The organism is Actinomadura physcomitrii (assembly GCF_008923205.2).
In the GTDB taxonomy this organism is placed as follows: Bacteria; Actinomycetota; Actinomycetes; order Streptosporangiales; family Streptosporangiaceae; genus Spirillospora; species Spirillospora physcomitrii.
On sequence record NZ_WBMS02000017.1, the window covers coordinates 87,982 to 113,761 of the forward strand.

18 protein-coding genes and 2 pseudogenes are annotated in these 25,780 nt (G+C 68.8%); 13 read left to right on the forward strand and 7 right to left on the reverse strand.

Annotated features, from left to right (window positions below; translation table 11 throughout):
* Window positions 1-344 precede the first annotated feature (344 nt).
* Together F8568_RS22270 and F8568_RS22275 are read left to right on the forward strand one after the other, a co-directional pair.
* Window positions 345-1,625 (forward strand): lipase family protein, encoded by a 1,281-nt coding sequence (locus F8568_RS22270; RefSeq protein ID WP_328600983.1) that lies wholly within the window; start codon window positions 345-347, stop codon window positions 1,623-1,625.
* Between the two features lie 83 nt (window positions 1,626-1,708).
* The gene (locus F8568_RS22275) at window positions 1,709-3,076 is read left to right on the forward strand and encodes a helix-turn-helix domain-containing protein (RefSeq protein ID WP_151594830.1); all 1,368 of its coding nucleotides are present in this window, start codon (window positions 1,709-1,711) and stop codon (window positions 3,074-3,076) included.
* 28 nt (window positions 3,077-3,104) lie between these two features.
* On the opposite strand, the gene F8568_RS22280 is transcribed toward F8568_RS22275, so the two are convergent.
* Window positions 3,105-4,388 (reverse strand): helix-turn-helix domain-containing protein, encoded by a 1,284-nt coding sequence (locus F8568_RS22280; protein ID WP_328600947.1) that lies wholly within the window; start codon window positions 4,386-4,388, stop codon window positions 3,105-3,107.
* Between the two features lie 473 nt (window positions 4,389-4,861).
* Here F8568_RS22280 and F8568_RS22285 point away from each other — a divergent pair, with 473 nt between their 5' ends.
* The 8 genes from F8568_RS22285 to F8568_RS48440 all read left to right on the forward strand — a co-directional run bounded on the left by F8568_RS22285 (window position 4,862) and on the right by F8568_RS48440 (window position 13,786).
* Complete coding sequence (locus F8568_RS22285; protein ID WP_236008884.1) at window positions 4,862-6,625, forward strand: fatty acyl-AMP ligase; 1,764 nt, start codon at window positions 4,862-4,864, stop codon at window positions 6,623-6,625.
* 1,025 nt (window positions 6,626-7,650) lie between these two features.
* Window positions 7,651-7,893 (forward strand): cytochrome P450, encoded by a 243-nt coding sequence (locus F8568_RS22290; protein ID WP_328600946.1) that lies wholly within the window; start codon window positions 7,651-7,653, stop codon window positions 7,891-7,893.
* Between the two features lie 77 nt (window positions 7,894-7,970).
* A complete protein-coding gene (locus F8568_RS22295; protein WP_202125118.1) occupies window positions 7,971-8,963 on the forward strand; it encodes an alpha/beta hydrolase in 993 nt (330 codons plus the stop codon).
* On the forward strand, window positions 8,960-10,534 hold the full coding sequence (locus F8568_RS22300; RefSeq protein WP_151594826.1) for a class I adenylate-forming enzyme family protein: 1,575 nt from the start codon (window positions 8,960-8,962) through the stop codon (window positions 10,532-10,534). The genes F8568_RS22295 and F8568_RS22300 overlap by 4 nt, the downstream gene beginning before the upstream one ends.
* A gap of 657 nt (window positions 10,535-11,191) precedes the next feature.
* Window positions 11,192-12,001 (forward strand): alpha/beta fold hydrolase, encoded by an 810-nt coding sequence (locus F8568_RS22305; RefSeq protein ID WP_151594825.1) that lies wholly within the window; start codon window positions 11,192-11,194, stop codon window positions 11,999-12,001.
* Window positions 11,998-12,552 (forward strand): TetR/AcrR family transcriptional regulator, encoded by a 555-nt coding sequence (locus F8568_RS22310; RefSeq protein WP_151594824.1) that lies wholly within the window; start codon window positions 11,998-12,000, stop codon window positions 12,550-12,552. Before F8568_RS22305 ends, F8568_RS22310 begins: the two co-directional genes overlap by 4 nt.
* Before the next feature lie 237 nt (window positions 12,553-12,789).
* Window positions 12,790-12,936, forward strand: a complete 147-nt coding sequence (locus F8568_RS22315) for a hypothetical protein (protein ID WP_202125117.1) — start codon at window positions 12,790-12,792, stop codon at window positions 12,934-12,936.
* 382 nt (window positions 12,937-13,318) lie between these two features.
* Entirely contained in the window at window positions 13,319-13,786 is a 468-nt protein-coding gene (locus tag F8568_RS48440; protein ID WP_236008883.1) for a transposase, read from the forward strand.
* A 1,158-nt stretch (window positions 13,787-14,944) separates the two neighbouring features.
* On the opposite strand, the gene F8568_RS50520 is transcribed toward F8568_RS48440, so the two are convergent.
* Window positions 14,945-16,717, reverse strand: a complete 1,773-nt coding sequence (locus F8568_RS50520) for a VWA domain-containing protein (RefSeq protein WP_151594823.1) — start codon at window positions 16,715-16,717, stop codon at window positions 14,945-14,947.
* A 345-nt stretch (window positions 16,718-17,062) separates the two neighbouring features.
* Between F8568_RS50520 and F8568_RS22330 the strand changes: the two genes are divergently transcribed.
* The gene (locus F8568_RS22330) at window positions 17,063-17,569 is read left to right on the forward strand and encodes a TetR/AcrR family transcriptional regulator (RefSeq protein WP_151594822.1); all 507 of its coding nucleotides are present in this window, start codon (window positions 17,063-17,065) and stop codon (window positions 17,567-17,569) included.
* A 196-nt stretch (window positions 17,570-17,765) separates the two neighbouring features.
* On the opposite strand, the pseudogene F8568_RS22335 reads toward F8568_RS22330, so the two are convergent.
* The 4 genes and pseudogenes from F8568_RS22335 to F8568_RS22350 all read right to left on the reverse strand — a co-directional run.
* Window positions 17,766-18,236, reverse strand: a pseudogene (locus tag F8568_RS22335) (transposase); the annotation flags it as partial.
* A gap of 148 nt (window positions 18,237-18,384) precedes the next feature.
* Window positions 18,385-18,753: pseudogene (locus tag F8568_RS48450) on the reverse strand (transposase family protein); the annotation flags it as partial.
* Between the two features lie 664 nt (window positions 18,754-19,417).
* Window positions 19,418-20,809 carry an amidohydrolase family protein gene (locus F8568_RS22345; RefSeq protein ID WP_202125115.1) on the reverse strand — a complete coding sequence of 464 codons (1,392 nt, stop codon included), beginning with the start codon at window positions 20,807-20,809 and terminating at the stop codon, window positions 19,418-19,420.
* A 16-nt stretch (window positions 20,810-20,825) separates the two neighbouring features.
* Window positions 20,826-22,079 (reverse strand): CoA transferase, encoded by a 1,254-nt coding sequence (locus F8568_RS22350; protein WP_151594819.1) that lies wholly within the window; start codon window positions 22,077-22,079, stop codon window positions 20,826-20,828.
* Between the two features lie 597 nt (window positions 22,080-22,676).
* Here F8568_RS22350 and F8568_RS22355 point away from each other — a divergent pair.
* On the forward strand, window positions 22,677-23,711 hold the full coding sequence (locus F8568_RS22355) for an enoyl-CoA hydratase/isomerase family protein (RefSeq protein WP_151594818.1): 1,035 nt from the start codon (window positions 22,677-22,679) through the stop codon (window positions 23,709-23,711).
* A 202-nt stretch (window positions 23,712-23,913) separates the two neighbouring features.
* Here F8568_RS22355 and F8568_RS22360 read toward each other — a convergent pair whose 3' ends face one another.
* The gene (locus F8568_RS22360) at window positions 23,914-24,516 is read right to left on the reverse strand and encodes a hypothetical protein (protein ID WP_151594817.1); all 603 of its coding nucleotides are present in this window, start codon (window positions 24,514-24,516) and stop codon (window positions 23,914-23,916) included.
* Between the two features lie 266 nt (window positions 24,517-24,782).
* Here F8568_RS22360 and F8568_RS50525 point away from each other — a divergent pair, with 266 nt between their 5' ends.
* A complete protein-coding gene (locus F8568_RS50525; protein WP_151594816.1) occupies window positions 24,783-25,775 on the forward strand; it encodes a LuxR C-terminal-related transcriptional regulator in 993 nt (330 codons plus the stop codon).
* Window positions 25,776-25,780: the final 5 nt, after the last annotated feature.

A 25,780-nucleotide genomic window follows, 5' to 3' on the forward strand; every position in this document is an offset into this window, starting at 1 on the left:
CGCACGGCTCGGTGTCCTTGGAGCAGAACAGGGGCCGCCCCTCAGTTCTCCCGATCGAGGACGAGGACGCGAGGTGTCCGCCTCTTCCACCGCGTCGAGTTGGCGGCGGAGCAGGCCGGTCGGGTCATCGGACGCGCGGCGGCGTGCTCGGCGCCCGAAGGTCGCCAGGCGCGAGGGCGATCTTCTTGCTTGCTGTCGGCGCGGGCCATCGGTACAGGTGAGGCCGGGGAAGGCTCAGGAGTCCGCTACACCGGATGCGGAAAATGCGTGGCGTTCGTTGTAGGGGCCGGCGGCGCCCTTGACGCACAGTCGCTTGCGTTCCTCTCCCATCCCCTGGAGTCATCGTGAAACTGCGAACACTCGTGCTGTCGGTGGCCATGGGCGCCGCGACGACGGCGCCCATGGCCGCGATGGCGGACGCGGAAGCCGCACCTTCGGGATGTGCGGCGACGGACGCGGCCATCTACACCGCGCCGTCATCGGTCGACGGCAACCCGGGCGATCTGCTCGCGTGCCGCTCGGTCGCCCTGCCGCACGTCCCGGGCAACGTCCCGATGAAGGCGTGGAAGGTGCAGTACGCCTCCACCAACGTGCAAGGTAAGAAGATCGCGGTTTCGGGGACGGTGGCCGTTCCCACGGCGACCTGGGCGGGGCCCGGTTCTCGTCCCGTTGTGGCGTTCAACCCGGGCACGGTGGGGCTGGGGTCGCAGTGCGCCTTCTCCAAGCAACTCGCGGGCGCCTATCAGGACGAGTACGAGGGCGAGCAGGTCGAGGCGTTCCTGAAGGCCGGGTTCGCGGTCGCGGCCACCGACGGCGTCGGCTACCTGGACGGACAGACCCACACCTACATGGCCGGTCAGAACGCGGGGCACGCGCTGCTGGACATCGTCCGTACGTCGCGGCAGGTCCCCGGCGGGTCGTTGGCCTCCGATGGGAAGGTCGCGATCTCCGGGTACTCCGAGGGCGGGGCCGCCGCTCTGTGGGGGGCACAGCTTGCCTCCTCCTACGCGCCTGAGCTGCACATGGCGGGTGTCGCGGCCGGTGGCGTGCCGGGTGACCTGCGGCTGGTGGGCAAGCAGCTGAACGGGGGGCCGTTCGCCGGCTTCCTGGCGGATGCGCAGATCGGCCTGCACCAGGCATATCCGAACCTGCCGTTCGACCAGCTGCTGAACGACAACGGCCGGCAGGCGGTCAAGAACGCGACGAGCAACTGCCTGTACGGCACGCTGGCGTCGTTCCTCGGCGCCAACGTCGAGAACTACACCACCAATCACTACACCCTCGACCAGCTCTACGCGCTCAAGGGTTCCGATGGAATGTCCTGGGGAGACGCGGTCGACGCGCAGAAGCTCGGCGCGGACATCGGCGGCCCGAATTCCGGTGCCAAGTACAAGATGGACTTCCCCACCTTCCAGTATCGGGGAGTCTTCGAGGAGGTCATCGCCACACAGGCGGAAGAGGACACCCGTTCGCGCTACTGCAAGGCGGGCATCACCACGCAGTGGAACTCCTCCTACCCCGGGGAGCACCTGCTGACCGACAGCATCGCCATCAATGACGTGACGGCCTGGATCGGCGATCGCTTCGCAGGGAAGGCCGCGCCGTCGAACTGTCCGCTCTTCTGAGATGGGGGCCTGACGAGGACGGCTCCCATGCCGGGGGCCGTCCTCGCCTCGTTGCGGCCAAGGCGTCACGGTGACCCCGGCGAATGGCCCTCGGGCGTGTCGCGGTGACCGCGGCGCGGCATCAAGGGGTAGGCGATCTCACTGCGAAGGGCCAGAATGTGAGTCACGTTACACGGCATCAGGATGCGTCCGGGGAGGCGGAGACGGCGTCTCCGGCCGGGGCGGACGGGGGAGGGCGGATGGGCTCCAGATCGGCTTCCCGGGTCATTGAGATCGAGATATCCGGGCCGCGGCTGCTGGAAACGGCGACGAGGCTGCGCAAGCATGTGCCCGAGGCTGCGCGGGAGGCGATCCGGGAGATCGAGCGGGAGCTGCCGGAGTTCGTCCGGCCCGACGATCCTCGCTATGCCGAGGTGCTGACCCAGACCGTCGAGTGGATCATCGGTCACTTCGTCGAGCTGATGGCCGACCCGGAGACGCCGTCGACGGAACTGCTCGACTTCCTGTATGAGCTGGGTGTCGGGGAGGCCAGGGAGGGGCGCGGCCTGGAGCAGTTCCAGACGGCCTTGAGGATCGGCGCGGGTGTGGCGCTCAACCGGCTCAACGCCGAAGCCGAGGCCATGGACATCTTCACCAGCCCGAGCACCATGGCGCAGATCACGCAGGCGCTGTTCGCCTACCACGACAGGCTCACCGAGACCGTCGCAGAAGGACACGCCGCCTATGAGGCACGATCGCATGACAAGCGGCGGCACCACCTCGGCCATCTGGTGGAACTGCTGGTCACGCCCGCTCCGGCGGCGCGGGCCATCGGCACGCTCGCGGGAAAGGCCGGATGGCGCTTGCCCGACACGGTCGCCGCCGTCGCGGTCAATGACCCGCAGAGCTGGGGGACCGCCGGGCCCGCTCTGCCGGACGAGGTGCTCAACGGACTGGACCTCGCAGAGCCCTGCCTGATCGTTCCCGATCCCGAGGGGCCCGGGCGCCGCACCATGCTCCGCACCGGACTGCGGGGACGGGCGGCGGCGGTCGGCCCCACCGTGGCGATCACCGAGGTGGCGCGATCGTTGCGCTGGGCGCGGCAGGGGCTCGCTCTCGCCGAGCGACGGATCATTTCCACGGCCCGACCCTTCTTCGTGACCGACCACCTGCCGATCATGATGATCATGCAGGACGAAGACCTGACCGACATCGCCGTGGCCGTCAGGCTCGCCCCTCTCGCGTCACTGCCGGTGACGTCGCGGATGCGGCTCGCCACAACGTTCTTCGCATGTCTGGAGTGCAACTTCAACGCGGCCGAGGTCGGCAAGCGCCTGCGGGTGCACCCGCAGACCGTCCGATACCGCATCCGCCAGCTAGAGCAGATCTTCGGACCAGACATCCACGACCTCGACCAGCGCTTCGACTATCTCGTCACGCTGCGCGCCTGGCTGGCGATGCACGGCCCCTGAGATTGGGCGGGTTCCGCGTCTCCGGTGGTCACGCCGGTTGCCAGGCGACATCACCTGTTGCGTGCCTGGGCCAGAGCTCCGATGACGATGACGCGTGCGGGTCCGGCAGCTCGGAGTCCAGGCGTTTCATCTCGACAGCGAATGTGAGCACGAGCAGTAGCTCGGTCCGGCAGGCGGGATCGTGGACCGCGTCTCCGACCAACTCCTCCAGCCTGCGGATCCGGTACCGCACGGTCTGCTCGTGCACCCTCAGGCGTTCGGCGGCGATGACGGCGTTGTCGTGGGCTCGCACGTACTCCAGCAGGGTCCTGGCGTACTGGTTCCGGCGATGCGGCGGAAGCTGCAGCAAGGACCCCAGCCGCTTCTTGAATGCGAACTCCACCAGTTCCTCGCCCACTGAGGTGACGAGGACGGAAATGTGGTCCATGCAGCGGGCCGCGGGCTCCGCCGTGATGACGCCTTCGTCGATCAGGCCGACCAGACGTCTGGCCCAGCGGAGGGAGACCGCGCCGCGAGTGAGCGGCACGGCCGGGCCGATCGCGGCGGTCAGGCCCTCGGTGAGGGCGGACATGAACCCCTGCCGCGCCGGTCGTTCGGGGTCGGGAACCACCATGTACGGCTCTGGGCAGTGCCAGTCGATGAGGACGGCCGGCGGGAGCAGCGGCCTGACCTCCTCCGAGTCGCGGCTGATGGCGACCACGGCGATGGTGCGAGGGACCTCCCACCCGGCCCGCTTGGCCAGCGCGGCGATCGCGTCCTCACTGGCGGACGGCTCGGATATCAGCAGGTCCCGCAACCGTGCCCGCAGACGCTGTCGTTCGCCGAGCTGCTGGTCCCGGGTGTTGGCGTAGCCCTGCGCCGCGGCACTGGCGATCTTCTCCAGGAACACGAACAGGGAGTCGTTGAGCTGGCTGAGGGTGTCCAGCGACCACCCCAGCCGGCGGGCGTCGCTGATGAACCGTCTGCTGGCGACCTGCCCGCAGACCCGGATCGCGGTCTGCAGACCGTCCAGGGTGCGCCCCTTGCGGGCCTCGTGAGCGCCGATGCCGACATAGATCTCGCTCAACGGCTCCCAGTCCATCTGCGGATTGCCGATCGCCTCCACGAAGTACCGGACGGTCTCGTTCACCGACCATTGCATGCGCTGGCCGTACCGGCTGTCCGCCGGGCGCGAGTATTCGGGAACCAGCTTGTGGATCTCCCGCACCATCTCCTCGCCGGCCGCCCGGACGTAAGGCCGCAGCGGGGAGGAGTCGACGGGCAACTTCGCCAGCGGCAGCAGGTCCACGGCCGCGTACTCGTGTTCGTTCACCTTCACCTCCGACATCGGTGACGCCGTTCTGTCACGTCGACGCCGGAAACACGATCGCTTTTGTCATCTCCGAGCGAAACTCACCAGGGTGAGAGACCCCGCGGACAGCATTGTCAGACTTGTGCCAACACATGCTCGCTGACCTGCGAAGACGGCGATGGGGCAGACGCCGGCAACCCGTCTCCGTTGAGTCTCACGACGGGAGTGCCGTGTCCTGGACCTGCGGTGCTCACGCACCCGGCACGGCCGCGAACCGTGAGCGTCATTTATCAGAATGCCGCTACCTGATTGCCCGAAGACGCTCACGGCGCATGCAAGGCGGGCACGGCGCGAAGACCTAGATTTGCCTGGCGCCGACATCCCTGACCCCATACGGCAACGCGCGTCCGGCATGCCCCGTGCAGGGTCCCACGCCGCTTGGCAGCACCGACGAATCACCGACTGGAGTGCAGATGACCCCTCCTCTGGGAAGCATGATCGACTCCCCGCTCATCAGCGAACTCGGCCGGTGGGCCAAAGAAATACCACACGAGCGCGCCTTCTCCTTCGTCGATTACGGCCGGGACACGCAGGGCCGTCGGACCGACATCTCCTGGAGCGAATTGGACGGCCGCGTCCGAGGAGTCGCGGCCGCCCTGCGTCGCACGGGTGATTCCGGGCAAAGGGTCGCCATCGTGGCACCGCAGTCACTCGAGTACATCGTAGGTTTTCTTGGAGCCATGTATGCCGGAATGGTCAGCGTGCCACTGTTCACCCCTGATCTTCCCGGCCACCGCGAACGGCTGACGGCGATCCTGCGCGACGCCGACGCCGACTGCGTCCTCACGACGGCGGCCCTACGATCCCGCGTACGGGAGTTGCTGAACCAGAGCACGGCCCAACGGCACCAGGACATCGTCGTCATGGATTCGATCGATCCGGCCCCTGATTGGGAGCCGGAGAAGGTCCGGCCCTCGGACCCCGCGTATCTCCAGTACACCTCGGGATCCACACGAATCCCGGCAGGCGCCGTCATCACGCACGGCAACCTGGCCGCCAACGCCAGGCAGATCTGGGCCGCCGGAGCCGGGACCCCCCGCTCGTCCGTGCAGGTGATGTGGCTCCCGCTCTTCCACGACATGGGACTGGTCTCCACCATCGGGCTGCCGCTCGTGCACGGTAACTCGGCGGTCCTCATGGACCCGCTGGCCTTCGTCATGAGACCGGTCCGCTGGCTTCAGCTCCTCAGTGCCGAACAAGGCGACACCTTCACCGCCGGCCCCAACTTTGCCTACGAGATGCTCGTCGACCGCGTGAGCGAGAAGGAGAAGATCGGCCTGGACCTGAGCCGCGTCAAAGTATTCATGAACGGCGCCGAACCCGTCCGCCCCAAAACCCTGAAACACTTCCAAAAGGCTTTCCAGCAATGCGGACTCAGGTCGTCCGCCCCATGCGCGGCCTATGGCCTCGCGGAGGCGACCGTGTACGTGTCAGCGGGGTCCGCTGACGCTCCTCCCACCATCCGGCACTTCGACGCCCTGGCACTCGCCGAGGGCGTCGCCCGTCCTTGCGATCGGGAAGCGCCCGAGGCGACCGCCCTGGTCGCATGCGGGGCGCCCATCGGGCAGACGGTCGCGGTCGTCGACCCTCGAACCCACTACCGGCAACCGGCCAGGCACATCGGCGAGATCTGGGTACACGGCCCCAACGTCGCCGACGGCTACTGGGGACGCTCCAAGGAGACCGCGTCGACATTCGAGGCTCGACTCAACAGCGGCACCGACGCCAGCACGCCCCACGGCCCCTGGCTGCGCACCGGTGACCTCGGCTTCTGGTACGCCGGCGAACTGTACGTGACCGGCCGCATCAAGGACCTGATCATCATCGACGGACGCAACCACTACCCGCAGGACATCGAGTACACCGCGCAAGACGCCCACCCGGGGATCCGGCCAGAGCACGTCGCCGCCTTCGCGGTGGACAACCGGGGAACCGAGTCCGCGGTCATCCTCGCCGAACGCAACCGCCGCATCCCGCTCCAGCACTGCGATCCACAGGCCATTGAGCAGGCCGTCCGGACCGCAGTGCACCAACACCACGGACTGGTCCTCTGGGACTTCGTTCTGGTCGAGCCGGGAGGGATCACACGTACCAGCAGCGGCAAGCTCGCCCGCGCAGCCTGCCGAGCCTCCTACCTCGCCGCCGACGTCAGGACCACCATCGACCGACTAGCCCTCAAGCAGGGAGCCGAACAGTGAACCGCTCCAGGTTTGTTGGACACCCTCACGACACGGAATGTCTACGGGCCAGGGCGGGCAGCGCGCGGACGGCGGCTACCGAGCATCCAACGCCCTTGGGCGCCAGCAGGCCACCTTCCTGCGCCACCGCGCTGCAGAGGACCTGGTACCGCACCGCGATGACGGGCAAATACCTCAACGGCTAAACCGAACCGTCCCCCGTGCCTCCGGCCTGAGGCGAATGGGATGTGGTCGGGAACGGTACCCCGAGTCCAACGCCACGCCCAACGGGAACGTGCGCCCCGTCCGGTGTGGAAGCCAGCCGAACGACGCTGCCTGCGGGCCCGCCTTCAACGAAGCCGACGCTCTCGACAAGCCCGCCTGGCTGAACCCGCTCAAGCCCCGACAGATCGGCAGGCCGGACACAGCGTTCCGCAAGCGGGCCCAGTCCACCCAGCCGTTGACGACATGATCAGCCGCATCGGTACGTGGACGTTGCGCGACTACCTTATGGGCGCCGCGAGCGTCCCGCCCGTGCTGGTCGAGCGCGCAGGTCACGCAGGCCTATCCGCGTACCGTTCGTACGGATCCAGCGAGCACCCGACGATCGGCTCCGGCACCCTGGACGAATCCGCTCGCGAAACGCGCTCACACCGACGGACGTCCGATTCCGGGCAACGAAGTCAGCGCCAGACAGCCCGGCAGTGCCACCATCATGGGCAGGCGGGACGCCGCATATCAGATCACCTTCCGCTCACGCTGGGCAGCGGGGTTGTGTTGCGGTCCGGGCGTCCGCTGGGGGGACCGCTGCCGACAGGGCTGCGACATCCGAGCGAACATGGAGCTAACACGGGGACATGTCGGGCGTGGATCTTGGGTTGTAAGCATGTGTTTATGCAGGTGAGGGGTGGCGCGCCCGGCAGGATTCGAACCCGCGACCGTCGGTTTAGAAGCTCGATGGCCACCGGCTCAGGGCCGGTGAGCTCGTCCTCTTCCCGCTGGTCGCCGGTAACCGCGACGACGCGCTGGTCGGCGGCGCCGGCACGGTGGATCTGCGGCGAGGCAGTACCACTCCGCACCTGGCGTTCGGCGGGGGACCGCACCGGTGCCTCGGCTCGCATCTGGCCCGGATCGAAATGAGCATCGCTCTCCGCGGATGGCATGAGGCCATCCCCGAGTACGGGCTGGCGCCTGGTGCGACGCCGCGGCCTACTGGTCGAACGTGCACGGCCTCCTGGAACTCCGACTGTCCGCCTTCCAGTGATTCGTGTAGGGCGGCGCGCAACTGAGGTTACTACGTTGACATAGATAACCTACAATGGTGGGAACGTGTCGTCATCCGACCGGGGAGGCCACTGTGCGACCGTTGGATCGGTCTTTCGATGTCACCGAGGAGATCGGGACAGGAGAGCCGCTGAGCCAGACGGCCTGGATCTTCGCGCCGGAGGACGCCGCCGAGGTGAAGGGTGCCATCCTGTGCCTGGCCGGCGGCACCTACGACAAGAGGTACTGGCATCCGGAGGTGCCCGGCCATGACGGCTACAGCTTCGGGCGGCATCTCGCCGGTCGCGGTTACGTCGTCATCGCCCTCGATCACCTCGGCGTCGGTGGGAGCTCCGACCCGACGGCCTCCGGAGCGGTGACTCTGCAGCTCATGGCGAGAGGGGATGCGGCCGTCGCCGCCCAGATCAGAGCGCGACTGGACGGCGGAACACTCGTCCCCGGACTGCCGCCCCTGCCCCACCTGCCATTGATCGGCGCAGGCCACTCGATGGGAGCCTGCCTCACCACGATGGTCCAAGCGCAAGCCGGAGCCTACGACGCCGTCGTGCTTCTCGGTTACGGCGTCGACATCACCAACGTCCACGATGAGAAGGCCACGTCGGAGGCCCTCGAGGAACGTGTCGACGAGACCGAGGCCATCTTTCGTGCGACCACGGGAACGGCTCCGGACGCGACCTCGACGATCGTGCCGCGAGCACTCTTGCGGCAGCTGTTCCACGGCCCCGACGTGCCCGAGGAGGTCATTCGCGTCGATGACGCGGCGCAATCCCGGGTGCCCGTCCGAGCGGCCTCCGAGGTCACGACTCCGGGCTATGTCCGGCAGTACGCCGAAGCGGTCGACGTGCCGATCTTCCTCGGGTTCGGCCGGGTCGACGTCTCACCCGACCCATATGCGGAACCTGCCTGTTATCGCGCCTCCGCTGACGTGACGCTGGTGATCGTCGAGGGATCGGGTCACTGCCACAACTTCGCGGGTCGCAGGGGGGAGCTCTGGAATCGCATCGCGTCCTGGGGCGACGCGATCTCCTCCCGGCGCACGGCGGCCGCCAGCAGCCTGGAAGGCGATGTCCGATGACGATCGAGAACACGGCGGAGGCCGAAGCGAGCGCCGGTCCGGCCGACCTGGCGGCCGCCTTGCGGGAAGGCGCCGCCCGGCGACCCGCCGACCTGGTATTTCACGGTGAAACCGGAACAATCGAGATCTCCTCGCCGAAGGTTCTCGAACGGGCCGGCCGGGTCGCCACCGGGCTCACCGGGCTCGGTGTCCAACGTGGAGACGTCGTCGCCTTCCAACTGACGAACCGGGTGGAGAACGCGATCGTCCATGCGGCCGTGCTGCTCTGCGGTGCGGTCGCGTTGCCCATCGTCCCGATCTACAAGCTCCGGGAGGTGTCCTTCGTCCTGCGCCAGTCCGGTGCCACCGCGTTGATCGCCTTCCCGGGAATGGCGGCGGAGGTGCTGGCCGCTCGGAGCGACCTGCCTGATCTCCGCGCCGTCATCGCGATCCGCGACGGCGGCGCCGTCCCGATGCCGCCCGGCGCCGCCTCGTGGACGGAACTCGAGGCGTCCGACCCCCTGCCGACGCTCGCTCCCGCACCTGCGGACGAGGTGGCCGTGCTGGTCTACACGTCCGGTACCACCGCTGAGCCGAAGGGCGTCCAGCACACGCACCGGACCCTCATGGCCGAGATGGCCACGCTCCCCGGTGTCCGCCGCAGCGCGGACGGCGTCGTCTATCTGGATGCCTTTCCCCCTGGCCATGTCGCCGGGCTGAACGTCGTCCTGCGCGCGTTGATCCACGGACTCTCGACCGTCTTCATGGAGCGCTGGAACGCTGAAGTCGCACTGGATCTGATCCATCGTCACGGCGTCACGTCTTCAGCCGGTGTTCCCTTTCACCTGGCGGCCCTGCTCGACGCGGCGGCGAACACCGGTCGCGGCACCGGCACCCTGCGCGACTACCTGGTTGGCGCGGCCAGCGTTCCGCCCGTGCTGGTCGAACGCGTTCAACGCGCCGGCGTCGCGGCCTACCGTTCGTACGGATCCAGCGAGCACCCCACCATAAGCTCGGGCACCCCGGACGACCCGCTCGCCAAACGCGCGCACACCGACGGGCGCCCGATGCCCGGCAACGAGGTCCGCATCGTGGATGCCCAAGGTCACGACGTGCCGCCTGGTCGAGACGGCGAAATCCTCTCCCGTGGTCCCGAGCTGTTCCCCGGCTACCGAGACGAGGCCTTGAACACGACCACGTTCGCGCGGGACGGTTGGCTCCGTACAGGAGACGTCGGACGATTGGACGAGGACGGCTATCTGACGGTCACCGACCGGTTGAAGGACATCATCGTCCGAGGTGGAGAGAAGATCTCGTCGAAAGAGGTCGAGGACCTGCTTGCGGCGCACCCCTCCGTCGCCGAGGCCGTCGCCGTCGCCGAGCCCGACGAGCGCTACGGCGAACGCGTCTGCGCGTTCACGGTCCTGCATCCTGGCGCCTCCCTCGACCTTGACGCCGTTCGAGCGCACTTCGCCGCCGCAGGAGCCGCCCGGCAGAAGACCCCGGAGCGTTTGATCGTAGTCGACACCCTGCCGCGGACTGCGGCAGGAAAGGTCCGCAAAACGGAACTCAGGGCAACGCTCAACCCGTAAGCGCTCGGATCGACCCGCGGACGCCGACGGACGCCGCCCCATCCCCAGGAAGCCGCCGTGCCGTCGACGAAACACCCTCTTATCACCCCGCCCGAGCGGACTGAGGGACTCCGGCCATGTGGAGCGTGAAGACCCGGGCCCCCTCTCGGGCTCTGGGAAGCCAGGCCCTCACCATGAACAGGTCCGTGCTGCGCTGGTACTCCTGGCAGGAACGCCCGCCGTTGGCGATATGGAACTGGCCGGCAGGTGCCGATGTCTGCTCAGGCGGTGGGGAGCGAGGGCCGGATTCCCGTGACGAACAGGTCGAGGCCGGCGGTGAAGGCAAGGTCGCGGCGGGAGCGGGGCCATCGCGCGAGCGGCTCTTGCGGGACTGTTCCTCAATGGTGAAGCCGTTGGCGTAGGCCAAGACGGTGTCGAGAGAGAGCAGGGCCGTCTCGGCAGGAACGCCCGCGGCGGTCAGTGCGGTGATGAGGTCACCGATGACGGTGCGCCTCGTCACCGGCGCCTGCGGCGTCGCCTGAAGCGGAGGGCTGGACCGGCCGGGCCTGACACTTCGGCCCGTGTTCCAAGCCACACAGCGCTGGTGTCCGCGCTCGGACAGGGAGTAGTCTGGCCATCGAGTGACCGACCGGTCGGTCATTGAAGAGGAGATGCAGGATGCCTTTCGTCCGAAGTAGAGCGGGGCAGGTGTTCTATGCCGAGCAGGGCCGTGGCCGACCGGTCGTGCTGTTGCACGCCGCACTGCACGACCACACCGACTTCGACGCGGTGGCCGGGCCTCTGGCGGCCGCCGGCCATCGCGTGCTGGCCGTGGACTGGCCAGGTCACGGTCGTTCCGAGATGCCGGCCGGGGGGCCTCGGTTGGTGACCGCGCCGCTGCTCGCGGGCGTTCTCGCCGATCTCGTCGCCGAGCTGGACCTGGATAGGGCCGTGTTCGTCGGCAATTCGGTCGGCGGGTACGCCTCGGCCAGGCTCGCGCTGGACCACCCGGACCGGGTCGCCGGGCTGGTCCTGGTCAATGCCGGCGGGTTCGTCAAGGTCCCCCGCCTCGCGGCCCGAGCCCTGGGGGTCCGGACCGTGAACCGGGCGGTGTTCCCCCGGCTCGTTCCCCGGTACATGAAGCCGGACAGCGACCGGCTCCGCGCCATCACCCGCCGGGTCCAGGACAGGGCGCGCAGCAGGACGGGCGCCGCCGTGTCCGCCGCGCTGTGGCGCAGCATCGCCGATCCGGCCTACGACCTGCGGGCCGACGGGCCCCGGCTCGGTGTACCTGTGCTGCTGGCCTGGGGGGCCCGCGACATCATCCTCCCCATGTCGGCCGCACGGGAGACGCAGGCGGCGATACCGGATGCGGACCTGCGGACGATGGAGACCGGGCACGTGCCCTTCGCCGCCGATCCGGACGGCTTCCTGGGTCTGGTACTGCCCTTCCTCGAATCGGAGGAGACCGCCGGGAGCGCGCAGTGAGCACCGGCGTCCGGCAGCAGCGCGCGGCGGCCACGCGAGAGCAGCTCATTACCGCCGGCCTGTCCCTGGCAGAGCGGACGGGCCTGGCAGGCATGAGCGTCAACCTCATCGTCGCTGAGGCGGGTGTGGCCAAGGGCACCTTCTTCCACCACTTCGGCGACCGGTCGCAATTCCTGCTGGCGCTGCACACCGAATTCCACGACCGCGCGTTCGCAGAGATCGACAAGACGATCGCGGGAATGGCACCGGGCCGAGACCGGCTGCTCACCGCCGCGAACGCCTACCTGGACGAATGCCTGCGCCATCGCGGTGTCCGCGCACTCCTGCTGGAGGCCCGCGTCGACCCCGCCATCATCGAGGCGATCGCGTCCCGGAACAGCAAGGTCGTCCAGCTGACCAGTCCCGACTTCGCCGCCATGGGCCGGGCGCACCCCGAGCCGAGCGCAGCCATGTGGAACAGCGCCGTCGTGGAGGCCGCCATCCTCGAACTCAACCAAGGCGGCCACCAGCCGGACATCCGAGCCGCGCTGGCCCAGTTCCTCCCCGCATGATAGGTGTCGGCGGCGCCCTGGCCGTGCCGATAGGCCAGATGCGCGGTGAAGATCCGGCTCCGCGCTCACCTCGTTCGTGACCTGGGCGCAGCGCAATGAGGTCCTGGCCACCAACCCCGCCCGCCGCCTCCAGCGGCGCAAGCCCGCCCGCCGCGGCGACCGCGCCATCCCCGCCCCCGCCTGGACAAACTGTTCACCGACGACAGCCACCCGCTACGCGAGCGCGTCCTGTGGCGGATGCTGTACGAGACCGCGGCCCGGGCCCGGGCGCGGGAGATCCTCTCGCTCAACATCGAGGACCTCGACCTTGAGTTCCGCTGCACCCGCGTGACCTCCAAGGGCGGCGCGATCGAGTACGTCCACTGGCAGACCGGCACCGCGTGAACGTCCTCTGGGCCCTCATACGAGACCGGCGCTGCACCAATCGCCCTCGGCTCAGCCCGCCGCTGCTTGACCGAAGACATTGGGAAGTCCACCCGGCCGCTAACGGTGGTTTGTTGGATCAGGGCTCTGTGTGGGTAGGTGTTGTGGTGGCCGCGCCTTGGCCTTGTGTGGAGTGAGTCGTGGTGACCAGGGCGAAGCGGTGTCCGCCGGCGCCGGGGCCGTTGGAGGGGTATGCGGCCCAGTTCGATGATCTGTTTTCGCATCTGGCGCAGCGGCGGGGGTTCCGGGAGTATCTGGCCGGGCTGCTGGCGCCGCGGGAGCGAACAAGACGCTGACCTGCCTGGCCGGCGCCGAGCCGGTGGTGGGTGCGCAGCATCGGGCGGTGCAGCGGCTGCAGTTCTTCCTGAGCGAGTCGCGCTTGGACGCCGATCGGGTCAACGACCGGCGGTTGGAGTTGTTGCTGGATGCTGCCTCGACGGCTCCGCACGGGGACGGGATGCTGGTTATCGACGATTCGGGTGACCGCAAGGACGGTGCTGCCACCGCGCACGTGGGGCGGCAGCGGCTGGGTCGCTACGGCAAGACCGACAACGGGATCGTCACCGTCACCATGCTGCGGGCCGATGAACGCATCTACTACCCACTGCACGCCCAGCCGTACAGGCCCGCCAGGCACTTCCCCAAAGGTAAGAACGACCCGCCTTTCGCACCAAGCTGCAGATCACGGCGGGTTTGGCCCGAAGGGTCGACCATGCGGGGTTCGGTTTTCGGGCGGTGGCCGCCGACAGTGCCTACGGCGACCAGGACAACTTCCGAGGCGAACTACGTAGGGCCGGGTTGCCGTTCGTGATGGCCCTCAAACCGCGACACGGCGTTTGGGCCTACGGCTCCGACGCCTACATCCCGGCCGACGCAGCCCGCATCCTGGACTGGGGCGGCCCTGAACGTCGGGGCGACTGGCTGCCGATCGATCGTCGTTTCCGGGACGGGCACGCCGAGCAATGGTGGGCTGCCGAGGCCACGCTGGGCTGGTGGGGCCCCGACGGGCACACCCGCCTGGTGGTGGCCACCGCCGACCGGGCGCCCTGCCGGCCAAGGCCACCTGGTACCTGGCCACCAACCTGCCCCGCCACGGCGGGCCCCACGACCCCGCACGCGGCGGCGACAGCCCACACCCTGCCGCCGACCTGGCCGAACTCGTCCGGATCTACGGCATCCGCCACTGGATCGAGCAGTCCTACAAACAGATCAAGGACGAACTCGGATGGGCCGACTTCCAGGTCCGCTCCGACACCGCGATCCGCTGCCACCAGATCCTGGTCAACTGCGCGTGCAGCTTCTGCTGGAACACCTGGTTCGCCGATCCGCGACACCCTCCGCCCCCACCCCGACCAGCCACCGCCACCTCTGCAGAGAGGGGCCCCACCCCCGGGCCCCAACAGACCCGCCCCTTTTCCGACACGTCACTGGCCCCGAACTGCCCCCACACGCTCCGCGCCGTCCGATCCTGGCTGATCCCCGCCATCACACTCACTCGCTGGTGGAAGGCATGGTCGAACACGCCCCCACCCACTGAACTCCAAGAACTAATCGACAAAGTCTCCGCAGGTCACGGCCTGCACCTCATACATCCCACCTTGATTCAACAAACCACTGCTAGTTACCAGTGGGCGACGCGGAGTAGTCGTCGGCGGGTGGGGGGCTCGGTGAGGGTGTCATCCGGATTGCTCTTGAGGGTGTCGGGCCATAGGTCTCGGTGGGGGGGTGGAAGGTCTTCGCCGAGGCGAGCGAGGCGAGGTGGCGCTCTTCGTAGCGGAGGCTGAACAGCACGTCGGGGTGGACGCCGGTGCGGTGGGGCCGGTGTCTCTGTTGAGGATCTCGACCTCTTTTAGCGAGGCGACCGCGGCTGGCTGTCCTGCCCGCGCACCGAGCGGCCGTTCGAGATCGCCACTGCCACTGTGACCCGCACGGGTAGGGCTGGACCCTCGCCAACACGCGTCCGGTGGCGTCATGGGCAGTGCGGCGCGCAGACGCGGCGAGAGATGGCTTGGGCGAAGATGGTCTGCATCTGCTGTGGAGAGTTGATCTGGAAGGTCTGGCCTTGGACGACTTGGGCGATGCGGGCCAGGGCGGTGGTGTCGGTGCCGGCGCCGATGCCGAACATCATGACCTGGACGGGTCGGGTGGGGTCGGCTTGGCGGCGCAGGGCGTCCAGGGTGTGCTGGAGGGTGGGACCGGCGGGGTCGTCGTTGCGGCCGTCGGTCCACAGCGCGACCGTATTGACGAACTCGGGTTTGTAAGAGCGCTGCATTTCCTTGTAGGCGGCGAGGACCGTGGCGTACAGACCGGTGTCGCCGTGGGTCTTGACCTTCAGCGCACTGAAGGCGGTCAGGCCGAGCTGGCGGCGGGTGACCGATCCGAATCGCTGGCTCAGGGGGCCGACGTCGATCAGCTGTTTCCAGGGCCGGTGGCCGTCCAGGTCGGTGGAAAACTCCCAGAGGCCGACCTCAGAGTCGTCGGAGAACAGGGCCAGGCTCTGTTGCATGGCCGCCGTGGTCGCCTCCAGGCGGCTGGTACGGGAAGCGATGTGCTGGTTCATGGAGCCGGAGATGTCGACCACGGCCAGCAGCCGGATTCCCAGTGACAGTTGCGCCCACGCCTGCAGGATCTGTGCGACCTGGTCGGGCGGCGGGGCGGGCAGGAGCTGGGGGGATTGGGGGCTGATGCCGATGAGGGCATCGAAGCTCGCGGGGGCCTGCCCGTCGGGGGTGCGGAATCCGCTGGACAGGATGTCGCGGCGGGTCTGCTGTGAGGCCAGTGCGCGTTCCAGCAGCCCGGCCGCCGCGCGTCGTTGGTCCAGGTGCCGGTTGTGCAGCGCGTCCAACTGTTGGGGGGCCAGCGGGCGGCGGCCGGGGCGGGTGACGCGAAGGACGGGGTAGTCCATGGTCAAGGTTCCCTCGACGGGCTGCACGGCGACCTGCGGGTCGGTGGGGACGTCGCGGTTGTGGACGTACACGGCCTGCTCGGGGGCCAGGATGAAGGTGGGGTCGCGGTGGTTCCCGGTGAGCGCGTCGTTCACGGTGGGCGCCTGGTGTTCGCGCAGCGCCCGTGCGATGCCACTGAACTGGGCGCGCTGGGCCGGGTCGTTGCCGGTGAGGGTGGCGGCGACCGTCAGCGCGGTGATCCCGGCGCCGGTGCGGGTGGGGTCGGGTATCTGCACCTGCACCGGTGAGGACGCCGGTGAGCCCGGCGGGGCGGTCTGGGTGGCCGCGCCCTTCAGCATGGTCTTCCAGGAGGGGACGGCGAGGAACTCCTGGCCCGCGGTGCGGCCGGCCAGCCGCCGCGGCAGCGCCGCCACCAGCGGTGTGCTGGCGATGCGCGTACCGGAGGGGATCAGCGCCGAGCGCTGAGCGGCCGGGATCAAGGCCGTCCACAGGTCGGTGTCGGGGATCCACACGTCGGGGCGGACCGTGCCGAGTCTGGGCACCGCCTGCCCGGCCAGCAGTTCGGCGATGTCGGCGGACTGGGCGGTCCGCACCCGGATCCGCAGGCAACTCCCGGCCGCCTTGGCGTGCCCTGAGGTGGCGCGGCGCGCGGCCCGCGCCACGATCGGCGCGATGGCCGGATCGGCCGCCACGTTCAAGGTCAGCGACGGCGAGCCCCCGGCGCAGCCCAGACCGAACGCGCTAGCGACCCGGTAGACGCTCACCACCAGCACCAGGGCCAGCACGGTCGCTCCGGCCAGCGGCAGCAGGAACGCCCGCCGCCGACCCCCAAACACCCGCCGGGTCAAGGCCGGCCGCGGCGGCCCTGCCGCACCCGCCTCGCCCCGGCCGCCGAGCCGCCGTAGCCGAGACTTGCGGTGCCGGGGAGCCGCCTCGGCGTGATAATGCTTCGGGCGCATCCGGTTCAGGCGCATGGGGTGGGGTCCGCTCTGTGCAGTGGGCTGCCGGTGTCGCCGCCGTCCCCCGACGCGATGCGTCCGTGCGCGAGGCCGAGCACATCAGGCGAGTTGTAAAGAACCCTTCCTTTAATCTGGCAGGTGCCAGATTAATCTCATCCCGGCCGCCGTCAAGGGCCGGGCCGAGTACGGCCATCACCACCCCTGGTGGCTACAGTGGACGCGGTGAGGGCGCGAACGGCAGGCGGGCAGGAAACAGACATCCTGCGCCAAGGCCTGGCGGCATTCGCCGAACTCGGCTACGACGCCACCTCGACCAGGCTGCTGGCCAAACGACTGGACGTCAGCCACAACTTCATCAACGACCGCTACGGATCCAAGGCCGAGTTCTGGGAGGCCGCGGGCGGGTACGCGCTGGAGCGGATGCGCGAGCGGCTCACCGACGTCCTGGACACCGACTTCGACGACGACGCCAAACGCCTCACCGCCCTGGTCCGGCGCTTCTACCGCGAGATCGCCCTGGACCCCGGTCTGAACCGGGTCCTGGTCCTGGAGAACACCCAGAACTCACCCCGCGCCAACTACCTGCAAGAACAGTACGCCGCGCCGATGTACACGGCCCTGGCGCCCTGCCTGAACAACCTCATGACCGCCGGCCGCATCCCCCGCGCCCCCAAACGCCTGTACTTCCTGGCCGTCATGGGCCCGATCAGCGCCCTGATGAACCAATAGCACGCCGACGGCGGCCCACTCGGCACCGACGACCTACTCACCGCCGCCGCCGCACTCGCCGATATAACCCTGCACGGACTCACCCCCGCCCCCTGACGCCCTGCCACCACGCAACACTGACAATTGATCCGCCAAAGCCACTGACAAATTCTTCGGGGACTGTCTGAAAGTTTGTGGGTGAGGTGGTGATCGGTTTTCAGTTCAGGGTGATGCGGTCACCGTAGTGCAGGGAGAGCGCGTTCAGCGCTGCCTTCCATCCGGTGGTATTGCCGGTCATGTTGGGTCGGCCTTTCAGGGGTTGGCGGATGACCAGGTAGAGGACCTTGAGGGCGGCCTGCTCGGTGGGGAAGTGTACGCGGCGGCGGGTGGCCTGGCGGAACCGGGAGTTCAGGCTTTCGATCGCGTTGGTGGTGTAGACGATCTTGCGGATCTCGGCCGGGAACGCCAGGAACGGGGTGAAGGTCGGCCAGGCGTCCCGCCGCAGCCGGACGATCGCCGGGTAGCGGGTGCCCCACTCGGTTTCGAAGTCGGCGAACCGCTGCTCGGCGGCGGCCTCGGTCGGGGCGGTGTAGATCTGCCGCAGATCCCTGGTGAGCCAGCTCCGGTGCGCCTTGGACGCATACCGCAGCGACGAGCGCACCAGGTGCACCACGCATTGAGGTTTTGTCAGCGGCTTTCAACCGATCCGCGATACTCGAAGAGCACGAGGACGTGTGCGGGGCGGACGTTGTCCCCGATTCTGCTGGGCTGAGGGTGGTGTGCTTGAGTGCGGTCCAGCGTTCGGTGACAAGGGCGAAGCCGCGTTCGACGTGGCATCGCAGGAATCGTTGCAGGCGGTTGTGGCAGCGGTTGTCGATCGCCAGGACGTTGCCGCCGGTGGGGTTCTTGAAGGGGACGATGATGCCGTGGCCTGCGCCTTGGTGGCCGGGGTCGGCAAGGACGGGGATCGTCTTGGCGTAGGGATACAGCGTCGGCAGGACCAATGCCCGGGCCGCTTGGAAGTCCACGACTCCGCTGGGCAGGACGTCGCTGAACCAGATGGGGAAGCCGTCCGGTTCGGACAGCATCTGGACTTGGCCGCCGAAATCGCCGGTCTTCCCGGAGAACCAGGCGTCGATCGTTTCGCCCTGCACGCTCACGGTCTTGTGGCGGCACCGGTCGGTTACGAAGATCTTGCCGTCCATCTCCAGGTGCGGCAGCCCGTCGGCGACCGCCTTCTCCAGTGCCCTGGTGCAGGCTGGCGGCGCGGTCGGCCAGGACGTCGATGGCCTCGTGCAGGTACCGGTAGGCGGTCGACTGCGACAGCCTGAAGGCGGCGCCGTGCAGGGTGATGTTCGGCTTGTCCCGGAACCAGGCGATCGCGAACAGAGCCCGCTTCCAGCAGGTCAAGGATCGTGTTCCCTTCCTGGTCCCGCGTGCCCGGCGTTCGGCGCGCAGCAGGGCCACGAAGCGGATCAGTTCGCGGGGGACGTCGAGCATGGCATGATAGGTGACCAACGCGGCGCCTTTCGGTAGTAGGCGAGGACTTGTGGTGAGACCTCTTCTACCGGGGGCGCCACGCTTGCTTCGGGGCATGTCGCCGTGTTCGCGAGTCTGCCCGATTCTACCTGTTACAGCCTGTTAATCCCCGGCGCCCGAATCAAAATCGCTGGGAAAACGTCATTGCCGCGCTGGTGGACGGACAAGATGCTCGCTGGAGACGGCAACGGCTTCCTCGGCTTCTGGGAGGCGATGGTCCGCCGCGAACTCCGCGAGGACCCGACTCTCCTCGACGCTGAACAGAGGACGATTCCGTAGTGATCGCCATGGTCACGTGCGGGATCAGCGCCCTGGACAGCCACGAGGTCGTCAGGGTTCGATGGGGCAACCGGCGATGACGGTGCGGTGGACGGCTTCCGCGTCCGGGCTGTGCAGCGCCTCGGCGAGCGGGACGTGGAGGAGGACCAGATCGGCGGCGGCCCCGGCTCGGATACCACGTGTCCGCCCGCCGAGGTCGTCGGGCGATGTGAGGTAGGACAGCAGGGCGGCGCGCGCAGTGATGGCCTCGTCTCCGTTCACGATCGCTCCGGAGTTGGTGCGGCGGTGCACGGCGCTGTCGATGACCGTCCAGGGGTCGAGAGGTCCATAGGGAGCGTCGCTGGACAACGCGACCGGCACGCCTGCGTCGGAGAGGCGGCGGCAACGGTACAGGTCGCCGTGGTCGAAGGTCGGGACGTTGCGAAGGAAATCGTCGCCCCGGTCGGCGATGAAGCCTGGCTGGGTGACAACGCGTAGGCCCAGCCGGGCCAGCTCTCCGATGGACTCGGCCGGCACGAGCGCGGCATGCTCGATGCGGTCGCCGTCGCGGACCCCGGTCTCGCCGAGCGCCGCGAGGAGCAGCAGCAGTGCCTCGCGCGTGACGCAATGCACGGCCACGGCCCGTCCTCGCTCGTGGGCGTCCGTGATGCGGCCGGTCAGGTCGTCCAGCGACGGGAGGCCCGAGTCGGCCAAGACGATCTTGTAAGGGCCGGTGGTCACCCGCGGATGGCAGGGCGGCGCGGCAGCGAGGGGCACACCGAGCAGATGGACGCGCTGCGGAACGGCGTCGTTCTCGAACGCGGCGATGGTGTCGGTGTTCAGATCCGGGGTGGCGTCGGTGACGCCGGTGATGCCGTACCGCGCCAGTTCGCGTCCGATGGTGTACAGGTCGGTGGCCGCTCCGGCCGGTAGGCAGGCACGGAGCCAGTCGTCGGCGCGCCACAGCCGTCCGGTGGGGGTGCCGTCGGAGGAGCGTTCGATGCCGGAATGGTGCCCGGAGGCCAGGCTCGTCTCGTGTGCCGCGGCGGAGTTGAGCATCCAGAGCGCGCCGCTGCGGTGCTGGATCCTGACGGGGACGTCGGCGCGTAGCGAGTCCAGGCGTGTCGCGTCCAGGTCCCCGGCGACGCTCTCGACGTAGCCGACACCGCGCACCCACCCGGTCTCGTCGGGCACCGCCGAGCGCAGCTTCGCAGACAGGGCGTCCCATCCCTCGACCTCAGGGGGCCCGCACAGGACGGACCTCCTCCACGCCCACAGGGCGTGCAGATGCAGGTGGTGGTCCCACAGCCCCGGGATCAGCGCGCCGCCACGACACTCGATCACCTCGTCGGTGGCTGCCGGCGCGAGATGCGCGCCGATCTCACTGATCCGCTCCCCCGCGACGCGGACGTTCGTCCGCCTGCGCCCGCCGATCTCGGCGTCGCGGAACAGGAGCCCGCTCACCCGAGTGTCCGCGGATTCATGGGAGGGGGATCCCCAGGCTCCGGAGCACCTCGCCCGTGTCGGCGCCCATGGCCGGCGCATCACCGCCGGGTTCGCGGCGCTCCGGAGAAGCGACGGGAACCAGGCCGACTCCGGTTTCGATGGCCCACCCGTCACCGCGGCGGGCGGCCGGTGTGCTGGGGAGCGGCGGACCCGGCTCAAGGGTCGCTGCGACGACATCGGTCATCGACACGTCCCACAGGACGCCGCGTCCGGGCGGTGCGGATGCGGCCAGCACGGCCGCGGTGAGGCCGGTCAGCGGATCAGCGACGGCGTCGCCGCAGAACAGGGGGGACAGGTCCGGGTCGCGGCAGACCAGTCCGGCACCCGCGGCCACGTCGTCGCCGAAGCCGACGCGCTCGGAAGAGCGGCCGTTCGCGGTGATCGAGACCCAGACGGTCCCGGTGGCGACAGCGGCGTCGGCGTCGAGGCCGAAACGGGCCAGGGCGCGCGGGCGGGACGCCTCGATGATGATGTCGGCGGCGTCCACGAGAGCCGCCATCGCGTTGCGGCCGGCCGTGGTCGCCGGGTCGAGTACGACGGAGCGGTGCCCGGCGTGCAGGAGCCGGTAGAAGCCGGGGTCGCCGTACCGGGCGCCGTCCGGGCGGGTGGGCGTCTCGACCTTGACGACGCGTGCGCCCGCCAGGCTGAGGAGGTGCGCGCAGAGAGGGCCGGCCCATAGCGCGCTGAAGTCAACGACCAGTGCGTCCTTCACAGGACGGGGCGCCGCTGGCGCTGGGACGTGTGAGGGCGGTGCCTGTGCGCGCACCGGCCCGGCCGCGATGCCGAGCAGTTCGGCGCGCCCGGCGAGTTCGGCGCCGGTGTGCCCGCGGAGCCAGGCGGAGAGCACCGGCCACGGATCGTCGCGGACGTCGGCGCTGGCGAGCGCGCCGAGGAGCGCCGGGTCGTCGGGACGGGCACACGACACCGCGGCCCAGCCGTCCGCTGTGGGAAGTAGCCGGGACGCACCGCCGGCCGACACCCGTCCACGCCGCACGTGACCTGTGCAGGCGGCGCGCTCGGCCAGCAAGCGCGCGCCATCCAGGCGAGGAGCCCCTGTGGAGCCGGCGAATCGTTCGGCCAGCTCCCGAGCGACGTGCGCGGCGCGGCCGGGAGGCAGAAGGGGCGGGCCGTCCGGATGCCCCGACAGCACCATCGCGCCGCTCGCGGCCCACGCCGCCGCCACACCCACGTCCGACGCCGCACCCGCGGCCTGCGGCGTGCCGCTCATCGGCGCCGGCCCGAGGCGCCGCCGCTGCGTCCGCGCATGGGCTCCAAGGTCAACGTCAACAAGGCCGAATCCGTCCTGAAGGCATAGAGCACACTGGAGGGGCAGGTGAGGAGGTTGCGAGCGTCTGCTGCGGACCCCGCTCGGCGAAGCCCTCCTCGAACAGGAGAGTCTCTGCCGTGTCGAGCAGCACCCTCCAATTCCTGGCGTTTCGGGTGCTGAGTCGACTGCGGGCGTCCTGCATCTCGGTCACCGGGGGTGACGCACTCCCGTCCACCATCAGGATCGTAGCGGAGAAGCGACCGACGGCCCTGACCCAGCTGATCGGGCCGTAGTCGAGAGCAATCGGAACTCCACACACAACGAAACAATGGTGTGCGAGTACGGCTCGCGACATCATCGGCAGTGGACAGGCCGGAGTAGACGGCTCAGACCCGGTGCCCAACCGGCGTATGGCGAGGGGATACGAGGTCACCTCCAATTACGCCAGCGTCTCCTCGAGCGCGTCGGTCGCCGCACTCGCCGCTGCACTAGGCGAGGCCCGCTCGACCCCACGCATCAGCAGGAGCCTCAACAACCTGCGTATAGGCTGCCACAGTTATGACCGCATCGGTGACGGCATCCGCGCTCGTGGGTGGCGCTGGCAGAGACCCCCTTCTCGACGAGGACGGCCAGGTAGTCCAACCGCTCTTGACGATCGACCTGGACGACCAGGTAGACGACGCGGGCCGGGCCCTCGCCAGTGCGCGCACGATCGACCGGGTCATGGTCGGTTTCGCGAGCGGGCCGGTCACTGGGCCCGCCAGGGAACTGGCGCGAGCACTGGACGTGACCTTGGTGCCCAAGGGTGCGTCGAGCGGCCGGGAGTTTGTCGGCTGTGAGGAGCCCGCGTCCGAAGCCGCCCTGCTGCGTGCCGCCGCGTCGGCGAACCCGCAGGCCGCGGTTGTGCTTGCGGAGGTGCTGAGGGCGGGCGGCGAGGATGTGACGGCCGGGCTCCACCTGGAGTCGTTCGCCTACTCCACCCTGCTCGGCGGTTCGGAGTTCGCGAGCTGGCTGGATGAGCGAGGGACGCGGCCTTTGCCGCCGCCCGCAGCGGAGCCCGTGCTGGTCGAGCGCGCCGCCGGGCGGTTGCTGATCACACTGAACAGGCCGGAACGCCGCAATGCCTACGGTCGCTTAGTGCGGGATTCGCTCGTCGAGGCGTTGCAGATCGCCGCGCTGGACGACAGCGTGGAGCAGGTCGTGCTCACCGGCGGGGGACCGTCCTTCTCCGCGGGCGGTGATCTCGACGAGTTCGGTACCGCCCCCGACCTCACGACAGCGCATTTCGTGCGCACGTTCGGCGGCGCCGGGCGGTTGCTGCACCAACTCTCCGACCGGGTCGAGGCGCGGCTGAACGGTCATTGCGTGGGCGCCGGAATCGAGTTGCCGGCATTCGCCGGGCGGGTGGTCGCCGCGCCCGGCGCGACGTTCCGGCTGCCCGAGGTCTCGATGGGCCTGATTCCCGGGGCCGGGGGTACTGTGAGCGTCCCGCGCCGCATCGGCCGGTGGCGGACGATGTTTATGGCGCTGTCCGGACGGCCCCTCGATGTGCAGACAGCCAAGACTTGGGGACTCATCGACGAGATCGAATGAACGCCCGCCGCCCTGGCACTGCCACCCCTGTGTCGGCGCCGAGACCGGAAAGTTTGCGACGGTCTGCCACAGCGTCGGCAGCAGACTCGTGACTGACGGACGGCCCAGCGGGGATGGGCCGTCCGGACAGTATGAATGAGCGCGGGCAGCGACCCCCTTGATGAGAGCACCCAACAGGCCGACGGTCAATGCGGCATCCTCGTCAGGGGCTAGCGGTGAGTTTGCCGATCGCTTCGGAAGCAGACAGCAGTTCGAGTTGGCTGGGGACCTGTCTTGGGCCGTCGGCGTCGACGAGGTGTGTCGGGCCGTATGGCCAGGCGCCTCTGAAGATCGCGATGATGTCCGCGCCGTCCAGAGAGCACAGTGTGTCGTGGACGACGTCGGCATCCTCGCCTGGAGCGGCCAGCCACAGGATCGGCGACCGCGTTGCGGTTTCGTGCGAGTTCCAGTTCGCCGCTCGATCTTCGAGACGCTCGATGGCATCTTCGAGGGTCGCCGTCACGTTAAGGCCGGAGTCGTAGTGCTCCACGAGGAACTGGTCGATGTCTTCGGGGAAGAGGCGCTCCAGGTCGGTGTGCGTGAGAACGACCTCGGTGGTTCTTGACCGATCGACCACCGCATCAACGAACAGGGTGCGGAGCAGGCCGTCCGTCCCCGGGCCGAGGAGGCCGACGCCCTGCGGGTGGCCGAAGGCGCGAGCCATCAACGGACGTGCGGGTCGCCCGGCGGAGAGCAGCCGGCCGAGTCGCCGAGCGGGGTGGCTGGCGAGGCGCCGGAGGTTGACGGTCTTTGGCCTGCAGTTCATGTGACCTCCTAAGGTCGATTGGTGTTGGGGCGCGTTGATCAAAGCGGTTCGCGCCAGGGCAGGACACTGATCGAAACGCTTGATGGCGGTAAGTGATCAGCTGCAGCTGTGGCCCGGGGGCGCCGGAATTGGCTGGTGGCGTGGTTCCTGAAGGCTGCACGGGGCTGTGCCTGCGGGTGACGACTTCTCGTCATTGCGGGGAACCACTCACCGAACCCGGTGACGAACTTTGATCGCATCGATACTCTCTGTGACTGGAGGTGACGGTGAGCGCTGAGGACGTGGATGATGCGGCAAGGCTCCTTCAGGGCATCGTTCTCGACGAGTTGCTCACCCCCTACAAGCAACTGCTCGAACGAGACGGCTGCCAGAGTTCCGAGGCGCCGGACCTGCTCGGCGGCCAGGATGTGGTGGACGCCTTGGTCGGGGCGGGGATGGCGTATGCGTTGCCCTCGGGGCTGACGCTGTCGCCACGGCTGGTGGCCACCGCTCCCGACCTGGCTTTGCAGGGAGCGCTCGCGGCTCTGTCCCGCAAGCTGGTGGCGGCTCACGAGCGGCTGCTGGACGGTCAACGCCGCATGGCGGCGACACACCCATTCCCCGGCATCCTGCAAGCAGAAGCGGACCGGCTGGTGCGGATCCTCACCGAGGGGCGCCAGATCACCGACACGTCGCGGGCGCTGCTCGGCACGGCCCGCCGGGAGTGGCTCGTCCTTGAGAACTTCGCCTTGGAGCGGCCGCTGGAGAAGCTGGTCAGCATGCCGCCGCCGCCCGCCTTCGAGGGCAAGGTCAGGTGCCGGAACATCTACCAGGCCTCCTGCGCCGAGCATCCGGTCGGGTTCAAGATCATGCAGATCCACGTCGAGGCGGGTGAGGAAGCCCGGATCCTGCCGAAGATCGGCATGAAGATGAAGTTGGCCGATGAAGCGGTCGCGCTGCTCCCCCTCACACCGACGGGCCTGTCGGGTGCGCTGCTCGTTCGCGCTCCGGTCATCGTCGGCGCGCTGCGCGAGTACTTCGAGTTGCTGTGGGAACGGGCGATCCCTTTCGGAGCCGCGGAACCGGAGATGCCGCTCAAGCAGGTCCACATGGACATCTTGAAGTTGCTGGCCGAGGGACTGACCGATGCGCGGATCTCGCGGGAACTCGGTGTGAACGCCAAGAGCACCGAACGGTACATCCGCACGATCCGCGAGTACCTCGGCGTCTCCAGCCGCGTCGCGATCGGCGCCGCTGCAGCCCGCCGCGGCTGGATCTAGAAACC

Coding starts and splice junctions, on each gene's coding strand:
- F8568_RS22315 (WP_202125117.1), top strand. CDS start 12,790: ATGCTGTACGAGACCGCGGCCCGGGCCCGGGCGCGGGAGATCCTCTCG.
- F8568_RS22275 (WP_151594830.1), top strand. CDS start 1,709: ATGGCCCTCGGGCGTGTCGCGGTGACCGCGGCGCGGCATCAAGGGGTA.
- F8568_RS22300 (WP_151594826.1), top strand. CDS start 8,960: ATGACGATCGAGAACACGGCGGAGGCCGAAGCGAGCGCCGGTCCGGCC.
- F8568_RS22355 (WP_151594818.1), top strand. CDS start 22,677: ATGACCGCATCGGTGACGGCATCCGCGCTCGTGGGTGGCGCTGGCAGA.
- F8568_RS22350 (WP_151594819.1), bottom strand. CDS start 22,079: ATGAGCGGCACGCCGCAGGCCGCGGGTGCGGCGTCGGACGTGGGTGTG.
- F8568_RS22305 (WP_151594825.1), top strand. CDS start 11,192: ATGCCTTTCGTCCGAAGTAGAGCGGGGCAGGTGTTCTATGCCGAGCAG.
- F8568_RS22360 (WP_151594817.1), bottom strand. CDS start 24,516: ATGAACTGCAGGCCAAAGACCGTCAACCTCCGGCGCCTCGCCAGCCAC.
- F8568_RS22285 (WP_236008884.1), top strand. CDS start 4,862: ATGATCGACTCCCCGCTCATCAGCGAACTCGGCCGGTGGGCCAAAGAA.